The 15,345-nt window shown below is 58.2% G+C and carries 16 protein-coding genes; 1 reads left to right on the top strand and 15 read right to left on the bottom strand.

Annotated elements, in window-relative coordinates; all coding sequences use genetic code 11:
* Window positions 1-19: 19 nt before the first annotated feature.
* From GH784_RS04095 to GH784_RS04085, 3 genes are read right to left on the bottom strand one after another with little or no spacing between them, the layout of a single operon-like run.
* Window positions 20-697: an ABC transporter permease gene (locus GH784_RS04095; protein ID WP_065705717.1), complete on the bottom strand. Its 678-nt coding sequence runs from the start codon at window positions 695-697 to the stop codon at window positions 20-22.
* Entirely contained in the window at window positions 694-1,344 is a 651-nt protein-coding gene (locus GH784_RS04090; protein WP_019566836.1) for an ABC transporter permease, read from the bottom strand. The genes GH784_RS04095 and GH784_RS04090 overlap by 4 nt, the downstream gene beginning before the upstream one ends.
* Window positions 1,341-2,453 carry an ABC transporter ATP-binding protein gene (locus tag GH784_RS04085; RefSeq protein ID WP_019566835.1) on the bottom strand — a complete coding sequence of 371 codons (1,113 nt, stop codon included), beginning with the start codon at window positions 2,451-2,453 and terminating at the stop codon, window positions 1,341-1,343. The genes GH784_RS04090 and GH784_RS04085 overlap by 4 nt, the downstream gene beginning before the upstream one ends.
* Before the next feature lie 503 nt (window positions 2,454-2,956).
* Between GH784_RS04085 and GH784_RS04080 the strand changes: the two genes are divergently transcribed.
* On the top strand, window positions 2,957-3,160 hold the full coding sequence (locus GH784_RS04080; RefSeq protein ID WP_003518333.1) for a cold-shock protein: 204 nt from the start codon (window positions 2,957-2,959) through the stop codon (window positions 3,158-3,160).
* Between the two features lie 61 nt (window positions 3,161-3,221).
* On the opposite strand, the gene GH784_RS04075 is transcribed toward GH784_RS04080, so the two are convergent.
* The 12 genes from GH784_RS04075 to GH784_RS04025 form a co-directional block, all read right to left on the bottom strand.
* Complete coding sequence (locus GH784_RS04075; protein WP_236768968.1) at window positions 3,222-4,979, bottom strand: putative bifunctional diguanylate cyclase/phosphodiesterase; 1,758 nt, start codon at window positions 4,977-4,979, stop codon at window positions 3,222-3,224.
* 66 nt (window positions 4,980-5,045) lie between these two features.
* Entirely contained in the window at window positions 5,046-6,032 is a 987-nt protein-coding gene (locus tag GH784_RS04070; protein WP_003518336.1) for a GlxA family transcriptional regulator, read from the bottom strand.
* Between the two features lie 299 nt (window positions 6,033-6,331).
* Window positions 6,332-6,637: a putative quinol monooxygenase gene (locus tag GH784_RS04065; RefSeq protein WP_035252727.1), complete on the bottom strand. Its 306-nt coding sequence runs from the start codon at window positions 6,635-6,637 to the stop codon at window positions 6,332-6,334.
* 138 nt (window positions 6,638-6,775) lie between these two features.
* Window positions 6,776-7,381 carry a nucleotidyltransferase family protein gene (locus GH784_RS04060; protein ID WP_233284964.1) on the bottom strand — a complete coding sequence of 202 codons (606 nt, stop codon included), beginning with the start codon at window positions 7,379-7,381 and terminating at the stop codon, window positions 6,776-6,778.
* Window positions 7,382-7,413: 32 nt separating this feature from the next.
* Window positions 7,414-8,373, bottom strand: a complete 960-nt coding sequence (locus tag GH784_RS04055) for an XdhC family protein (RefSeq protein WP_065705713.1) — start codon at window positions 8,371-8,373, stop codon at window positions 7,414-7,416.
* Window positions 8,363-10,561, bottom strand: coding sequence for an aldehyde oxidoreductase molybdenum-binding subunit PaoC (gene paoC / locus GH784_RS04050; RefSeq protein ID WP_003518345.1), 2,199 nt, complete (start codon window positions 10,559-10,561; stop codon window positions 8,363-8,365). The genes GH784_RS04055 and paoC overlap by 11 nt, the downstream gene beginning before the upstream one ends.
* A 5-nt stretch (window positions 10,562-10,566) precedes the next feature.
* The gene (locus tag GH784_RS04045) at window positions 10,567-11,517 is read right to left on the bottom strand and encodes an FAD binding domain-containing protein (protein ID WP_003518347.1); all 951 of its coding nucleotides are present in this window, start codon (window positions 11,515-11,517) and stop codon (window positions 10,567-10,569) included.
* Window positions 11,514-12,152 carry an aldehyde dehydrogenase iron-sulfur subunit PaoA gene (gene paoA / locus GH784_RS04040; protein WP_003518348.1) on the bottom strand — a complete coding sequence of 213 codons (639 nt, stop codon included), beginning with the start codon at window positions 12,150-12,152 and terminating at the stop codon, window positions 11,514-11,516. The genes GH784_RS04045 and paoA overlap by 4 nt, the downstream gene beginning before the upstream one ends.
* A 218-nt stretch (window positions 12,153-12,370) precedes the next feature.
* On the bottom strand, window positions 12,371-12,547 hold the full coding sequence (locus GH784_RS27090) for a hypothetical protein (RefSeq protein ID WP_173995255.1): 177 nt from the start codon (window positions 12,545-12,547) through the stop codon (window positions 12,371-12,373).
* Between the two features lie 193 nt (window positions 12,548-12,740).
* A complete protein-coding gene (locus GH784_RS04035; RefSeq protein ID WP_141566664.1) occupies window positions 12,741-13,049 on the bottom strand; it encodes a hypothetical protein in 309 nt (102 codons plus the stop codon).
* Window positions 13,050-13,161: 112 nt separating this feature from the next.
* Window positions 13,162-14,760, bottom strand: a complete 1,599-nt coding sequence (locus GH784_RS04030) for an MFS transporter (RefSeq protein WP_065687457.1) — start codon at window positions 14,758-14,760, stop codon at window positions 13,162-13,164.
* Window positions 14,757-15,200: a DoxX family protein gene (locus GH784_RS04025; protein WP_065705711.1), complete on the bottom strand. Its 444-nt coding sequence runs from the start codon at window positions 15,198-15,200 to the stop codon at window positions 14,757-14,759. The genes GH784_RS04030 and GH784_RS04025 overlap by 4 nt, the downstream gene beginning before the upstream one ends.
* Window positions 15,201-15,345: the final 145 nt, after the last annotated feature.

Here is a 15,345-nt window from a genome sequence, read left to right as displayed (position 1 = left end):
CCCGGTTATTTTCGAACCTCTAACGCTTCGCTCGACGCGTCAGCCCTGGTGATACGGTGACCCTCGATATGACGCCGATGGTCAGATCCACGGTCAGGGCCAACGCACCGACGAGAACGGCACCTGCGGCCATCTGATAATAATCATTCTGCGCCCGCCCATCGATGATCAGGCGACCGAGACCACCAAGAGAAACATAAGCGGCGATGGTTGCGGTCGAGATGATCTGAAGCGTGGCGCTGCGCAGACCGGAAAAGATCAATGGCAGAGCGCAGGGCAGTTCCACATCGAACAGAATATCGAGCGGACGTTTCCCCATGCCTCTTGCAGCATCCACCGCAGCGGGATCCACCGCCGCGATACCGGCGTAACTGCCGGTCATGATCGGCGGCACGGCCAGAAGCACGAGCACGATAAGGCTGGGTACGATAAAAGCCATGTCGGATGCGAAAACGGGGCCAAAAACAATCACAAGAAGTGCGATCAGGCCGAGGCTTGGAAGGGAGCGCAGCGCATTTGCGAGACCCGCGATGAAGACGACACCGCGTCCCGTGTGTCCCACATAAAGCCCAACCGGCAAGCCAATCAGACAGGCGAGAAAAAGGGCCGCAAAGCTATAAGCCAGATGCTGACCGACGAGAACGATGACACCATCACTCCCTGTCCAGTGAGCTGGATCGCTAAACCATTCGATCATCGCGCCGCACTCCCAGGCTGCCACGGCGTCAGGCGACGTGAAATGAACAGAACAAGCCCGTCCAGCAAGGCTGCGAGAAGCACGCAGAGTACGATGCCTGCTATGATCGGCGTCAGGAACCGCAGTTGAAGCCCCTGCGTGAAGAGCAGACCAAGTTGCGGCGTTCCAACCAGTGCCGCTACGGAAACGATGCTGACATTGGAAACCACGGCCACACGCAATCCGGCGGCAATCACAGGGACCGCGAGAGGTAGCTCCACCATCACCAGACGCGCAACCTGTCTGTAGCCCATGGCATTGGCCGCCTGGAGGACGTCTGGCGAAACCGATTCCAAACCATCGTTCACTGTTCGCACCAGAAGCGCCAACGCGTAGATCGTCAGCGCGACGACGACGTTTAGCGGATCGAGTATACGGGTGCCGAGCACCAGCGGCAGCAGTACGAACAGCGCAAGCGACGGAATTGTGTAAAGAAGTCCGGCAACCCCCAGCAGGGTCGACCGGAATAAACCGGCCCGCTGCGCAATCCAACCGAGCGGCAGGGCAAGAAGCAGGCCGATCACCACCGGGATGACCGAAAGGCCGAGATGCCAGATAAAAAGCTCGAAAATCCGCCCGGATTCCCGGTAGAGCCAATCAAACCTCATGGCTGACCTCCGAAGCGACCGACCCGCGCGGCTTCGATGGCTTTGGCGACATCAGAGAGTGTGACGGTGCCGACAAGCTGGCCCGTTGACCCTACGATGACCCCGCGGCCGGAGGGCGAACTCAACGCTGCATCTAGCACATGGCGCAAACTGCTACCTTCCGGCGCCAGCGTACCGCTGAGATTGAGATCTCCCTCACGCAGTGGCTGCCTGAGACCCTGCGCATCGGCCCATCCGATCGGACGATGTTCGGCGTCAGTCACCAGAACCCAGCGATCCGTTGCAACGCCACGAAGGCTGTCCGGTGTTGCGCCGAGCAAGGCTGTCGGCTCCGCACCGAGAGGGACTGCACCATCAAATTCGGCGAAACTCAGGAAGCGATACCCTCTGTCCCGGCCGATAAAGTCCGCCACGAAGGCATCTGCCGGGCGCGCCAGCAATTCTTCTGGAGTGGCGATCTGCGCAAGCGTTCCGCCGGCACGCAAAACAGCAACCTGATCGCCAAGCTTCAACGCTTCGTCAATATCATGGGTCACCATGATGATGGTCTTGCCAATCTCACGCTGCAAGCGAAGAAATTCGTCCTGCAACTGTGTGCGAACGACGGGATCGACAGCACTGAAGGGTTCGTCCATCAGCATGAATTTGGGATCGGAAGCGAGTGCACGTGCAACGCCGACGCGTTGCTGCTGGCCACCCGAAAGCTGCCACGGATAACGATCGGCAAAGGCGGCGGTCAGCCCTACACGCTCAAGCAACTCATGCGCCGTGCGCAGTGCTTTTTCCTTTGGCGCTCCGTTTAGCCGCGCAGTGGTCGCTATGTTCTGAACAACGGTGCGATGGGGGAAAAGCCCGGCATGCTGGATGACATAACCGATACGACGACGCAGCAGTGCCACGTCCATGCCATCTGTCGGTTCGCCGTCAAGAAGGATCGACCCGGACGATTGTACGATCAACCTGTTGATCATCCGCAAGGATGTGGTTTTCCCGCACCCCGAAGGGCCGACGAACACGGTCAGTTTGCCGTTTGGCGCCGTCAGGGACAAACCGTTTACGGCAGTAGCCGCGCCCGCATATTGCTTGGTGACGTTGTCGAAGACGATCATGCAAATCTCTCCTGCGCTCTGTCTGCGCCTTCAGGCTCGGCAACTGTGATGACTGCCTAGGTTGTCTATACAAGCACGCAAATAGCGCGTCCGCAAGATAGATCGATGAAAATATCCGCAACACTGGAAAAGACTAAAATTTAAGCATTTTGACCGCTATAGAGACGTTGTATGCACATAGAGCAAGCGATCTCGGCGGCCGCAACTCTTTACGCCTTCAAACCGCGCTGCTTTGCCGATCAAGATCAGGCCCGCTCAACGCGACAAATTTGTTCATAAGCACCTCGTTGCTTCGATTTTTGTGCGCGGGAGCAGAATGGAAATACGAATTAATTCGTGCTGAAATTCAACAGATCGCGTGCTGATCGTGACTGAGACCGCAAAACAGGCGTTTTTGAAAGCCACTCATCCACGGCGACTTGTCTCGAGAAGGCCATAAAGCCTTGTGGCCACCGCCATCGAACAATAGTATTACCGCGTCGTATTCAATTAACGAGGATAACATGGCAACAGGTACCGTCAAATTTTTCGCACAGGACAAGGGCTTCGGCTTCATCACTCCGGACAACGGCGGCCCGGACGTCTTCGTCCACATCTCCGCCGTAGGGTTTGGTGGTTCTCTTCAGGATGGCCAGAAGGTCAGCTACGATGTGGGACAGGACCGCAAGACTGGAAAGTCCAAGGCCGAGAACGTCAGCCTCATCTAATCAGCGTCTCTTGGCTCCGCGATTACTCGCGGGGCCAAATCGGTCCTGACTCCCGCTGACCTTAGACTGTTTCCACCCCGTCGCTCCCGATCCGTGCCAAGCCGGCTGCAAAAACTTCGGCGTCGATGGGACGGCCGAAAAGGTAGCCTTGGCCGACCGGACAGCCCATTTCGCGAAGCATTTTGCGCTGGGCCTCGGTCTCCACGCCTTCTGCAACCACAGTTAACCCAAGGGCGCGTCCAAGATCGATAACGGCCTGGACAATCACCCTTCTGGACGGCCTCGTTGCGAGTTCGCTGATAAAGGTGCGGTCTATCTTGATCTCGGTAACCGGAAAGGTTTCGAGCGATCGCAGGTTTGAATAGCCCGTGCCGAAGTCATCGACGGAAAGGCCGACGCCGCTCTGTCGCAGCCGCTGAAATGCGTCCATCACGCCGGGTGTATCGCTGAGAAACATGCTTTCGGTGATCTCAAGCGTCAACCATGCCGGGTCGGCCTTGGTCAGGCACAGGACCCGATCCAGCATTTCGGCCATGTCATGCTGCAGGAACTCCCCGGCGGATACATTCACCGCAAAGCGCAAAGCCTTGCCGCGATGCGCGTTAATGCGCCGTGCATAAGCTGCGACGGTCGTCAGACTTCGTTCGGTCAGATCAAGCAGCAGACCTGATCGCTCGGCAGTCTCGACGAAACTTCCGGGGAGCTGGCTGCCAAACAGAGGATGATTCCAGCGTATCAGAGCTTCCGCACCCACCCACTCGCCGGTTGCAAGGTCTACCTGGGGTTGGAAGTGATACACAAATTCGTCATTCGCGACCGCGACCTTCAATTCGCGAGTCATTCGCACGCGTCGGCTTGCCTGTTCGTGATCCGAGTCTCGAAACCGTCGCGGACCACCCAGAGGGGCGGACTTGGCGGCCCACAGGGCGATGCCGGCATTGCGGATCAGCGAAATGGGTCTCGCCCGAGGCTGGCCCACCGCATAGCCGATGGCGAAACGCAGTGAGACACTTGCACCTGGCACGACGAAGTCAGCGGCAAGCGAAGCGAATACCGCTGCCACGATAGTATCCGCACTTGATCCATCCGTGAGCTCAAAAGCCAAAGCGAACTCATTGGCGCCCATGCGTCCCACCTGGGCAGCGCCCACGTCCCGCAGCCGCCGCCCTGTTTCATAAAGCAGGGCATCCCCGATTTCGAAACCGTATCCCGTGTTGAAATCGTGAAAACCGATCACATCCAGCTTCACGACCAAGGGCGTCGCTTTGGCATTGGTTGCGAAACGCTCCTCGGTAGCCAGGATAAATGCTTGACGGTTCAGGCAACCCGTGGTCGCGTCGAGGTTCGCGACACGATCCAGCGCGGTGTGCGCCTGGCGAATCGCCGAGACGTCGCGCAGTATGCCGACGTAGAATAGTTCTTCGCCCACCCAGGCAGGCCGGAGACTGAGACTGTTCCAGAACGCCGACCCGTCCTTTCGATAGTTACGCAGCGTTGAGTCCAGAGGCTCCGCCGCATCGATCGCAGCGCGAATGTGGACGACCTCTTGTTGGTCGCGCTCGTTGCCCTGCAAATAGCGGCAATCTTTCCCGACGACCTCGTTCCGAGCGTAGCCAGTCAGATGCTCGAAGGCCTGATTGACATAGAGCAAAGGCGAATTGGCGCCCAAACGCTGTGCGATCGCGATCCCATCGGTTAGTTCTTCGACCAGCGTCGCAAGAATTGGCCTGATAGCGTCGGAGCTGAGAAGCGCATTGTCCGAAATGACCGGCGCGGGCTGCATGAGGTGCGACTGCATGCGTTTTTCGAATTCTTCCATGACAAGAACCATGGACGGCGAACACGGGCGGGGCAACCCGCAGCCGAGGCGGTTCCAAGACAAGCGTCAGCCGTTTTCGGACAAACTGATTCTCGCGCCATCGCCGGACGTCCGAAAGCGATCACGGTAGTCGGACGGCGTCACTCCAGCGTGCGAAACAAAGGCACGGCGCATCGCGCGTGTCGATCCAAAACCACTTCTCGCTGCCACCAAAGCGATTGGCAGGCGGCTCCCCTCCAAAAGGAAGCGCGCAACGTCGATACGGGTCCGGTCGACATAGTCTGATGGCGATATACCGACCTCCTGCGAAAAAACACGCGTAAAGTTCCGCACACTCATGGCCGCGATCTTCGCCAAGGCGCTGACAGAGAGGTCAGCCGCCGGATGGTTCAGAACATATTGCTGGACGTTGTGTAGACGGCTGCGGTCGATAGCCTGTGCCGCCAGATGCACGCTGAACTGCGACTGATCGCCTGGTCGCTTCAGAAACACGACGAGTCGGCGAGCAACGTAGAGCGCAATCTCCCGGCCCAAGTCCTCCTCGACGAGGGAAAGGCCGAGATCTATAGCCGCGCTGGAACCGGCCGACGTGATCATCGCGCCATCACGGACAAAAACCCGGTCGCTTTCCACCCGCGTCTCGGGGAAGCGCTCGGCCAACAGTGACGCGAACTGCCAGTGCGTCGTAACACGCCGGTCTTTCAGTAGACCTGCCTCGCCAAGCACGAATGCCCCTGTGCAGACGGAGCCATAGCGCCGCGCCTGAGCCGCGATTTTAACAATCCAGTCGACAACACGCCCGCCCGGACTTTGCGGAACTCCGACGCTGCCGGCTACAAGCAATGTATCGGGGCTACCAAGGTACGCATCGAAAGCGCAGTCGGTCAGGATTTTTAGCCCCGATGCACAGCGGATCGTCCCCTCGTGCCCTGCCAAGACAGCAACTTCGTAGAATAACTTTTCAACACGGGCATTTGCTTCGGCAAACACGTCCATTAGCCCTGCAAGCTCCAGAGAATGCACGTCCTTTGGAACGAAGATCACGATCCGCATGAGAGTATCTTTCCCTGCACAAAGGACTCAAAGCTCTCGACGAGAATCTACGCGCCGACGCCGGTCTATGTGGCGACGGTTGCACAATGCTGAAGGTCCGTCAAAGTCAAAGGTATTAGCTCGAAGCGACGGAAGAACTCTGCACGCGCTGACTTTGTTCGAACTGCCGACCACTAATGGATGCTTTTATGGTTGCTACCGCAATCCCAGCCGCCAGCCATTGGTGAACGAGATATTATCTCATTTTGTTGCCGATCTGAGCCCATCTGTTCGACATTATGAGGTCCGAATAGTCTGGGCTATGAACGCTTTTCGGCGAGGATAGACAGCATGTGTATCTGCGGCGGCTTGGCGAACAGGTCCCCTGCCTCTGCCTTCGCCATCAAGGCTGCAGCGACTTGGCCATTTAAGTGCGCATCCCTACCGTCCTCATCGTCGAACGTATCGAAGATTGCAAACGAAGTTGGGCCTCCCTGTATCGCATACCAGGAAATCGTGCCGGGCTCTGCATTGACCAGCGGTAAGGCTGATCGCAGAAACTCGGCGACCTCCTGTTCTTTGCCGGGCATTGCCTCGAGCGGAACGTAAAGCGCGAATTTGGTCATGACCACCTCCATGGGCACATCATTGTGCCGCAACTGAAGGAACGCGTTAAGCACGACAAATGTTCGGTGATGGACAATAAAAAGGGGTGTCGATGTAAAAATGCGATCCACGCCTCTGCACACATGAGGTTTCGATGATCAGTCGATTTCTGGATGGCCACCTAAAGCAACGAGCTGCTCTGTGTTGTCTATGTCCACCTTGGCGCTTTCGCCAATCTCTATGTCGATGACGTCGAGACCAGATTGGGTGATTATCTTGCGCGCGCCGCTGTCGCCTATAAGCGCCATGAGCTGCGGGAATGCGGCGCGAGGAAAGACAACCGGGTTTCCCGGATTTCCTTCGCACACCGCGCGAATAATCGCCTTTCCGTTTCTCTCCGCAAAAGCGCCGATGAGTGCGTCAATATCCGCAGGTTCAAGCAACGGCATATCCGCAAGCATGATCATAATCCCGTCGGGAGCTTGCAACGCGGCGCGCTGGACGCCGAGCACGATCGAGCTTGCCATTCCGTCACTGAAGTTGGAATTTCTCGCGATGATCACGTCGAGCCCTGCAATTTCGGCCTCGACGTCCGAGCTTCGGTATCCGGTCACAACAACCACAGAACGACTGCCGGCCCCAATAGCTGCCAATGCGGCCCGACGAACGAGGCTGGTTTCCCGAAAACGCGCAAGAAGCTTGTGCCCGGCACCCGCCATCCTGCTCGATCGTCCAGCGGCCAGGACAACCACGGCAACTGACACTCGTCTATCTCCTGCCGCTTCCACACCGAACCTCACGCATAAAGGGACAAGCGGCTTGCCGCGATGTCGGCAAGGATGGACAGGGCAAGGGAGTTCGCATCGCGGGTTGGCCCGAAAAGTCCGATCGGTGCCCTTATCCGATCAGTATCTGCCCGGGAGAAACCGGAGCTGACAAGGAAATCGACCCGTCTACGGTGTGTACGGGTGCTCCCCAAGGCGCCGATGTAGAATGCGGGTGACCGTAACGCGGCTTGCAGAACGGCCTGCTCCGCATCAAGGTCGTGATGGAGAAGAACAACAGCGGTGTACTGATCGATATCGGGCACAACTTTTTCGTTCGCTGTGCAGGCCACCACCTCGTAGCCGGAGGATTGGGCTATATCAGCGACCCTCTCGGCCTCTATACTTTGACCGGAAATCACGACACGCGTGCGCGGCCGATAGACCGTGAAAAAGCGGTCGTCGGCGCAACCGGCCCGCGATGGCGGTTCGACGATCTCGAGCTGTTGGGTCTGCCTCGTGTAGCGCAGGCCCGTGGTCCGGCGCTGATGAAGCTGTTCAAGAACGCCGCTCAACATCTCGGTATTTTGCAGCACGTGGATCGACACTGTAATCCCACCACCGCACGGCAGGGAAATGTCGAAAAAGGGGGAGCCTAATCCGAACTTCACCTCCCTATCTCTGTTCTCGCCCATTGCGTCGAGCGCCTCGGAAGCGACAGCCGCCTCAATGCAGCCCCCAGACACATAACCACAAAAACGACCATCGGCCGCAACGGCGACATGGGAGCCAAGCGCGCGCGCCGCTCCCCCGCGAATTTCGACAAGGGTGGCAAGTGCCACCCTCCCCTTTGCAAGCTCCCTTATCGCAAAGCCAAATATTTCTTCCGTATCATCGGTGAGCAACGACCTGACCGGCGTCGGCTTTGTCGCAGCTTGGATATCCTCCTGAGGACAGATATCCGTGAGGGCGGCGATGTCGTCATGCAACATCCGGCAGCCCGCCTATGATCTTGTCGAGCGTCACAGGATAGTGACGCACCCTCACCCCGGTGGCATTGTAGATTGCGTTGGCGACAGCTGCAGAAACCCCGCAGAGACCAAGCTCGCCAACGCCCTTGGCCTTCATCGGCGACGACATGGGGTCTGCTTCGTCCATGAAAATCACTTCCTGATGGGGAATGTCGGCATGCACCGGAACTTCGTAGCCAGCCAGATCGTGGTTGACGAAGAAGCCTTGCTTCGTATCGACCGCCAACTCCTCTGACAGCGCTCCACCCACACCCATTGTCATGGCACCAATCACCTGGCTGCGCGCTGTTATCGGGTTCAGGATCCGTCCGGCCGCACAGACGGCCAGCATGCGTCGAATGCGCGTTTCACCCGTGGCCACGTCAACGCCGACTTCCACGAAGTGGGCACCGAACGTTGACTGTTGATGGGCTTCGGAAAGATCGCCCCATTCCATTCCATCCTCGCCAACAAGGCCGTTTGGCGCAGCCGCCTCCGTAAGCGCTACCGAACGGTTTCCAGATCGAACCTGTCCGTTCTCGAACACGACGTCATCAGTGTTAAAGCCGAGTTTCTGCGCCACCGCCTCACGAAGCTTCACGCAGGCTGCGTAGACGCCGGAGGTAGAACAGTTCGCGCCGAACTGCCCGCCCGACCCCGCCGAAACCGGAAAGCGGGAATCGCCCAGCTGAACGGCTACTCGATCGACCGGCAGGCCCAACATCTCAGCTGCTGTTTGTGCGATGATGGTATAGCTGCCGGTCCCGATATCGGTCATATCGGTTTCAACCGTTGCAATACCGTCCACGCCGAGCCGAACCCTTGCTGCGGATGGGAGGAGAAGATTGTTTCGCAAAGCGGCTGCAACACCCGATCCGATAAGCCAGTTTCCTTCTCGTCGGGAACCCGGCTTGCCGCGCTGGTTCCAGCCAAACCGTTCCGCCCCGAGCTTGAGACAGCCGACCAGGTTCCTTTGGGTAAAAGCGCGCTCGGGCTTCTCAGGATCGACCTGAGTGTCGTTGAGTATCCGAAACTCGACCGGATCGACGCCCACCTTTTCAGCTATCTCGTCTATGGCGATCTCGAGGGCCATCAACCCCGGCGCTTCGCCGGGCGCCCGCATCGCATTGCCTTCGGGCAAGTGAAGCGTGGCCAGTCTCATGGCAGTCATCCGGTTCTCACCCGCGTAGAGCAGTCGTGTCTGATTGACAGCCGTTTCCAGCTGGCCCCCAGGCTGGTCACCCGACCAGCTTTCGTGAGCAATCGCGGTGATTTTGCCGTCCTGTGTCGCTCCAATGCGAATACGCTGGATCGTCGCCGGCCGATGCGTCGTGTTGTTGGCTATGAACGGACGGGGAAGCGCAACCTTGACCGGACGTCCAGTAGCCTTTGCTGCAAAGGCAGCGAGCACCGCGTCGGCCCGCAAGAAAAGCTTACCCCCGAAACCCCCGCCTATGAATGGCGACATCAAATGGATATTGTCCTTGTCGATACCAAGTGTAGTCGCCAGATCGGATCGCCACCAATCAATCATCTGGCTGGACGTCCAAACGGTCAGTTTATCGCCATGCCACGCAGCGATGGACGCATGGGGCTCCATCATGGAATGTGACTGATCTGGAGTGGTATAACTTTCGTCGAGAGTGACCGGTGCGCTCTTGAAGGCTCCCTCGAAGTCACCGACTGCCGTGTCGGGCTGCTGCTTCTCGTCGGGCTTGACCGCACTGTCCTTGGCCTTCTTGAGATCGAAGCTCCCGGGCGCAGTTTCATATTCTACTGTCACAAGCGAAGCTGCGGCGCGCGCCTGCTCGAAGGTTTCTGCGACGACCACTGCCACCGCCTGGTGATAGTGCTGGACTTCATCGCCACCAAAAAGATTGGCTGTGTTGAATTTACCCTTCTCGCGCTTGCCCACGTCCAAGGTGGTGACAACCGTCAAAACGCCGGGGGACCGCTTTGCGGCGTCGGTCGATATCGACCGGATACGGCCCTTCGCAATCGCGGCACCGACCGGATACCCGTAGGCGTAAGGAATATTCGGATCGTGCCATTCGTAGGCATACATTGCTCGGCCCGTCGTTTTCTCTTGGCCGTCAATGCGTGGGATAGGCTGACCGACGACTTTCATCCGGTCGATGGGATTGTTGATTGCAGGTGTGTCGAATTTCATGGTCGTTATCCCCTTGCCTCTGCGATCACCGCACCGATCGTTCGTTCCACGAGGGTTATCTTGAAGCGATTTTGCTCCGTCGGGCGAGCGTCGCCGAGAAGTGCCGCGCTTGCGGCTTTTGCACCGCTCTTCAGCTCCCGGTCACCTGAGCCTGTTCGCCAGGGTTTGTGAGCGACGCCACCGACAGCCACGCGGCCGGTGCCATCCGGCTGGATCACCGCAGCGACGGATACGAGCGCAAACGCGTAGGAGGCCCGATCGCGCACCTTGCGATAGATATGCTTGCCCCCAATTGGCTTCGGCAGCGTGACCGCAGTTATGAACTCGCCCGGCTCCAGGACCGTCTCGATGTGTGGGGTATCGCCGGGAAGCCTGTGAAAGTCTGCGATCGGGATTGCGCGGCTACGGCCGTCGCCATTGACCGTTTCGACGGTTGCGTCGAGCGCCCTCATCGCAACAGCCATGTCGCTGGGATGAGTGGCGATACAGGATTCGCTGCTTCCAACGACTGCATGCTGTCGCGAAAAACCGCCAAGGGCCGAACATCCGCTTCCCGGCTGCCGCTTGTTGCACGGTTGGTTGGTGTCATAGAAATACGGACAGCGCGTGCGCTGTAGGAGATTGCCCGCGGTGGTGGCCTTGTTTCGCAGTTGACCAGACGCCCCGGCGACCAGGGCGCGGGTAAGCAAACCATAGTCGCGACGGACAGTCTCGTCGCTTGCCAGATCGGTATTGCGGACCAGAGCCCCTATGCGCAGACCGCCATCAGAGGTGGTTTCGATCTTGTCGAGACCAACTCCGTTGATGTCGATGAGATGCGCCGGGTGCTCGATCTCCAGCTTCATCAAGTCCAGGATATTTGTCCCGCCGGCGATGAATTTGGCTTCCGGATTGGCTGCTGCCGCTTTCGCTGCCGCCTGAGCCGTTGTGGCTCGCTCGTATGTGAAGGCTCTCATGCTTCGATCCCCCCGACTTCGGCAATTGCATCGAGAATGTTCGAGTAGGCGCCGCATCGACAGATGTTTCCGCTCATTCGTTCCCGAACTTCTGCCGCGGTGACTTCCACCTTTGCGGAAATGTCTGCAGTGGCGTGGCTTGGGATATTCGACTTAATTTCCTCCAAGACCGCCACGGAGGAACAGATTTGTCCGGGAGTACAGTAACCACACTGAAAACCGTCGTGTTTGATGAACGCGGCTTGCATGGGATGCAGGTTTCCAGGCTGTCCGAGGCCCTCGATGGTGGTGACCTCGTCACCGTCGTGCATCACAGCCAACGTCAGGCACGAATTGATCCGGCGTCCATCCACCATCACGGTACAAGCGCCGCACTGTCCGTGATCGCAGCCTTTCTTTGTGCCGGTTAGATGAAGGTGCTCGCGCAAGGCGTCGAGCAAGCTCGTGCGATTGTCGAGTTCGAGATCATGCATCTCGCCGTTCACTTTGAAGGAAACACTTGTCTTGAAATTCATTTCTTCCCCCGAGGACTGTGCTGCGGCTCCTTTTGCCGCAACTCCCGTGACAGCAATTGCCGCCGCCGAGGAAACAAGTAAGTCCCGCCGCGAAAGTTCCAAATGTGAGTGATCTCTCATCTCCAGCTCCATTCGTTGTTGATGGCCTGGCGCACTCGGAGAAACGCCATATCTCAACATAGGGAAGCAAAAGAAGATGATTAGATGCGCCTTTTCGCTAACACTTATTAGCGAGGCTCATAAATCGGCATACGCGATCCATGGGGCAGCCACCGTCAGCCGCCCACTGTCACCCAGGCCGTCTTTCGAGAGATGGAGTAGACCACGCGCTCATAAAACTAACGCATCTGGCAGAGTTGCGACAATTGCGACCCCGTCCAGCGCCTCGCGAGTTCGCTGGCATCCACCGTGCCGGGCAGCAGCCTTCCCAGCTCACCGCCGATCTGAATTTGAGCATCGGTGATTTTGCATGCTCTTTCGTTGACTGAAACGATCACCGCAATCTCCGACTGCATCGGTGGCATCTCGAAAAGCGCGTCGGGAGGGCTTTCGCAAGTAACTATGGCCGTAGCTCTGAGAGTGGAGTTTTGATCCACGCCACGGCAAAGTTCTGCGGATTGCACGCGGAAACTGCGAGTTTGGTTGGGCCCGGCTGGGAGCTGCTCACAAACCTGTGCTGAGGAAACTGCCCCTGCAATGAGCGGCCATTCAGGCCGCCCAACCAGAGAAAAGCAATTTGCGAAAACGGGGGCGGTTGAGGCGACGAGCGACGCCATACATACAAACAGCGCTGGGATAGGATGTTTCACGGTGCCACGCTCCTCCACGTCTTTCAGACAGTTGTAAAGCTGGATTGCGGCTTTTTCGCTTCGAATGCAGCAGGAGCCGGTTAATCGATCCGTATATGCGCCGTTTGGTCAGGCTTTTCTGGCGGGGAGGATGGGCGAGAAAACCAAATCGATTGGCGCGATAGCGCTCGTGTTTTGAGATGCCGCTTGCATGATGGCCGACATCCATCTGGTACCTTATCACGACAACGGATGAATGAGAAAAGTTTAGTCGGCTCCAAGTTTCCTGCGTCAAATGGCATAAAAAAAGGGCGGCCAGAGCCGCCCTTTTTATGGAATATTTACGCCGCCCCTGGCCGATTGATCGTCAGGAAGTGACGAACGACGGGTTTGTCCGGACCAACATGGTAGGTCAGAACCTTTCCCTGCACGTCTGCATCGGCGTTGGAAACCCGCTTGTGCTGGCGGAGGTGCTCAGCCCAGGATTCCACCATGAACCACTCGACGATCTTTTCCGGATCGGCGGAATCTTCCGTCACACCCCACCCATAGGCACCATCGCGGCGGCGTTCTTGAGACAGGTGGTCGAGAGCACGCAGGAAGGCTGAACGATGCTGTTTCTCGACCTTGTACTCGATGAGGATCAGGACAGGACCACGGTCATGAGCAACAGGCTCGGCGACCAGCGGTTCCGGCCAGTGGTTGGACGGCACCATGTCGGCGTCACCAGCCGGGAGCTTTACGCGGTGCATGATGAACCCTGCAACGAGCAAGCCAGCTGCACCGATAAGCAATGTCGTCTGAATTCCAACGGCTTCGCCCACAGCACCCCAGCCGAGGCTGCCCGCCGTCATGGCTCCGTTGAATACGGTCAGATAGACAGCGAGGCCACGCCCACGCACCCAATTGGGCAGAACAGCCTGGGCTGCGCCGTTCAGGGTCGTAAGGGCGGTGATCCAAGCACCACCGAGGAACAGAAGAGCGATAATGGCGACGATCTTCGGCGGGGCGAGCGAAAGGACACCCATGACAACTGCGGTGATCACCGCTGCGCCAAGAAGCAGACCATCCGAGCTCAGGCGTTCGCGTAGCCTCGGCATGACCAATGCTCCACCGATCGCACCGGCGCCGACCGCACCAAGCAGAATACCGTAGAAGCTGGCATCACCACCCAGCAGTTGACGGGCAACCAGCGGAAGAAGTGCCCAGACGGCACTGGCGAATGCGAAGAAGATGGCGGCACGAAGAAGGACGACATGCAGGGGGCGGCTTGAGCGAGTGTAACGTAGGCCAGCCCTGAACGCACCGAAGAAGTTCTCTTGTAGAGCGTCGTTGGCGTTTTTGGCACGTGGCCACCACACCAGAGCCGCGATAACGAAGATGTAGCTTGCAACGTCTGCGCCATAGGTGATCCCCGCCCCGAACGCTGCCAAAAGCAAACCGCCAGCAGCTGGGCCGATGGAACGAGCGATATTGATGCCGAGAGAGTTGAGAGCGACAGCGCTCTTCACGTCCTCGCGTTTCACCAGTTCAGGAACAATCGCCTGCCAGGTCGGGCCCATCAACGCGGCACCAACGCCGCCGAGGAAGGTCAGGCCGATCAGTGCGCTCACGGAAAGCATGCCTGTCTGCGAGAGGACCATCAGCGAGATACTTACGGAGGCCAGCAGGAGCTGGACCGCAATCAGGAACTTGCGGCGATCCAGAATGTCGGTGAGAACGCCTGCCGGAATGGCAAGCAGGAAGATCGGCAATGTTCCGGCCGCCTGAACCATGGCGACTGCAGCAGGCGATGCCGAGAGGTCCGTCATCAGCCATGAGCTTGCGACATCGCGCATGAAGCTTCCGGTATTGCCGAGAACCGTTGCAATCCACAGGACCGCGAAGACGGGCTGTGCGAGAGGAGCAAAAGTGCCCCCGGATGTTTTCGCGGCGCTCATTTACCCGCTCCCTTTGCAAGGTCGGCCGCTGCAACGAAGATGAATGCACCGGCCAGACCGATGTGTTCGAAGAAGGCGTTCGTTGCCATCATGCGGTCCATGCCGGGCGCCATTTCCCAGAAGCGAAGAGCAATGAACGTCGCGAGAAGCGTAAAGCCTGCAAGTGCGAGTGCGCCTGCCCAGCGCAGGAAGCCCGAGACCACCATCGCGGAGGCCGTAAGCTCGAACACGATGACGACGACGGCAAAGAGAGCGGCAGGGTGCAGACCGAAATGATTCATCTCAGCAAGCGCGCCATTGAAATCGAAAATCTTGGTGAGTGGACCCTGGATGTAGGCAGCGCAGAGAGCAAGCAGCGATACAGTTCTCGTAATGGGAGAGCCGACGACGCGTGCAAGTCCGCTCGAGGCCGAATTCGATATAGGGGATTGGTAGGTCATATCCTGCTCCTTTTTGGTCGCTGACGTGATCGAGCGGCCGCGTTTGATGGAGCGATATTGGCCGGTGATCGCACTGCCAACAATTGCAGCAATAGTTTCGATTTAATTGCCAATATTGCAATTATGGGGTCGGATCGCTTGGGCG

The sequence above is a fragment of the Agrobacterium tumefaciens genome, assembly GCF_009649785.1.
GTDB classification, from domain to species: domain Bacteria; phylum Pseudomonadota; class Alphaproteobacteria; order Rhizobiales; family Rhizobiaceae; genus Agrobacterium; species Agrobacterium tumefaciens.
The sequence above is the reverse complement of the archived record's forward strand: the minus strand, read 5'-3'. Positions and strand labels throughout refer to the sequence as shown.

What these genes read in the sequence shown, in the direction of transcription:
- GH784_RS04095 (WP_065705717.1), bottom strand. Translation starts at nt 697, where the DNA reads ATGATCGAATGGTTTAGCGATCCAGCTCACTGGACAGGGAGTGATGGT.
- GH784_RS04090 (WP_019566836.1), bottom strand. Translation starts at nt 1,344, where the DNA reads ATGAGGTTTGATTGGCTCTACCGGGAATCCGGGCGGATTTTCGAGCTT.
- GH784_RS04085 (WP_019566835.1), bottom strand. Translation starts at nt 2,453, where the DNA reads ATGATCGTCTTCGACAACGTCACCAAGCAATATGCGGGCGCGGCTACT.
- GH784_RS04080 (WP_003518333.1), top strand. Translation starts at nt 2,957, where the DNA reads ATGGCAACAGGTACCGTCAAATTTTTCGCACAGGACAAGGGCTTCGGC.
- GH784_RS04075 (WP_236768968.1), bottom strand. Translation starts at nt 4,979, where the DNA reads ATGGAAGAATTCGAAAAACGCATGCAGTCGCACCTCATGCAGCCCGCG.
- GH784_RS04070 (WP_003518336.1), bottom strand. Translation starts at nt 6,032, where the DNA reads ATGCGGATCGTGATCTTCGTTCCAAAGGACGTGCATTCTCTGGAGCTT.
- GH784_RS04065 (WP_035252727.1), bottom strand. Translation starts at nt 6,637, where the DNA reads ATGACCAAATTCGCGCTTTACGTTCCGCTCGAGGCAATGCCCGGCAAA.
- GH784_RS04055 (WP_065705713.1), bottom strand. Translation starts at nt 8,373, where the DNA reads ATGTTGCATGACGACATCGCCGCCCTCACGGATATCTGTCCTCAGGAG.
- paoC (WP_003518345.1), bottom strand. Translation starts at nt 10,561, where the DNA reads ATGAAATTCGACACACCTGCAATCAACAATCCCATCGACCGGATGAAA.
- GH784_RS04045 (WP_003518347.1), bottom strand. Translation starts at nt 11,517, where the DNA reads ATGAGAGCCTTCACATACGAGCGAGCCACAACGGCTCAGGCGGCAGCG.
- paoA (WP_003518348.1), bottom strand. Translation starts at nt 12,152, where the DNA reads ATGAGAGATCACTCACATTTGGAACTTTCGCGGCGGGACTTACTTGTT.
- GH784_RS27090 (WP_173995255.1), bottom strand. Translation starts at nt 12,547, where the DNA reads ATGCAGTCGGAGATTGCGGTGATCGTTTCAGTCAACGAAAGAGCATGC.
- GH784_RS04035 (WP_141566664.1), bottom strand. Translation starts at nt 13,049, where the DNA reads ATGGATGTCGGCCATCATGCAAGCGGCATCTCAAAACACGAGCGCTAT.
- GH784_RS04030 (WP_065687457.1), bottom strand. Translation starts at nt 14,760, where the DNA reads ATGAGCGCCGCGAAAACATCCGGGGGCACTTTTGCTCCTCTCGCACAG.
- GH784_RS04025 (WP_065705711.1), bottom strand. Translation starts at nt 15,200, where the DNA reads ATGACCTACCAATCCCCTATATCGAATTCGGCCTCGAGCGGACTTGCA.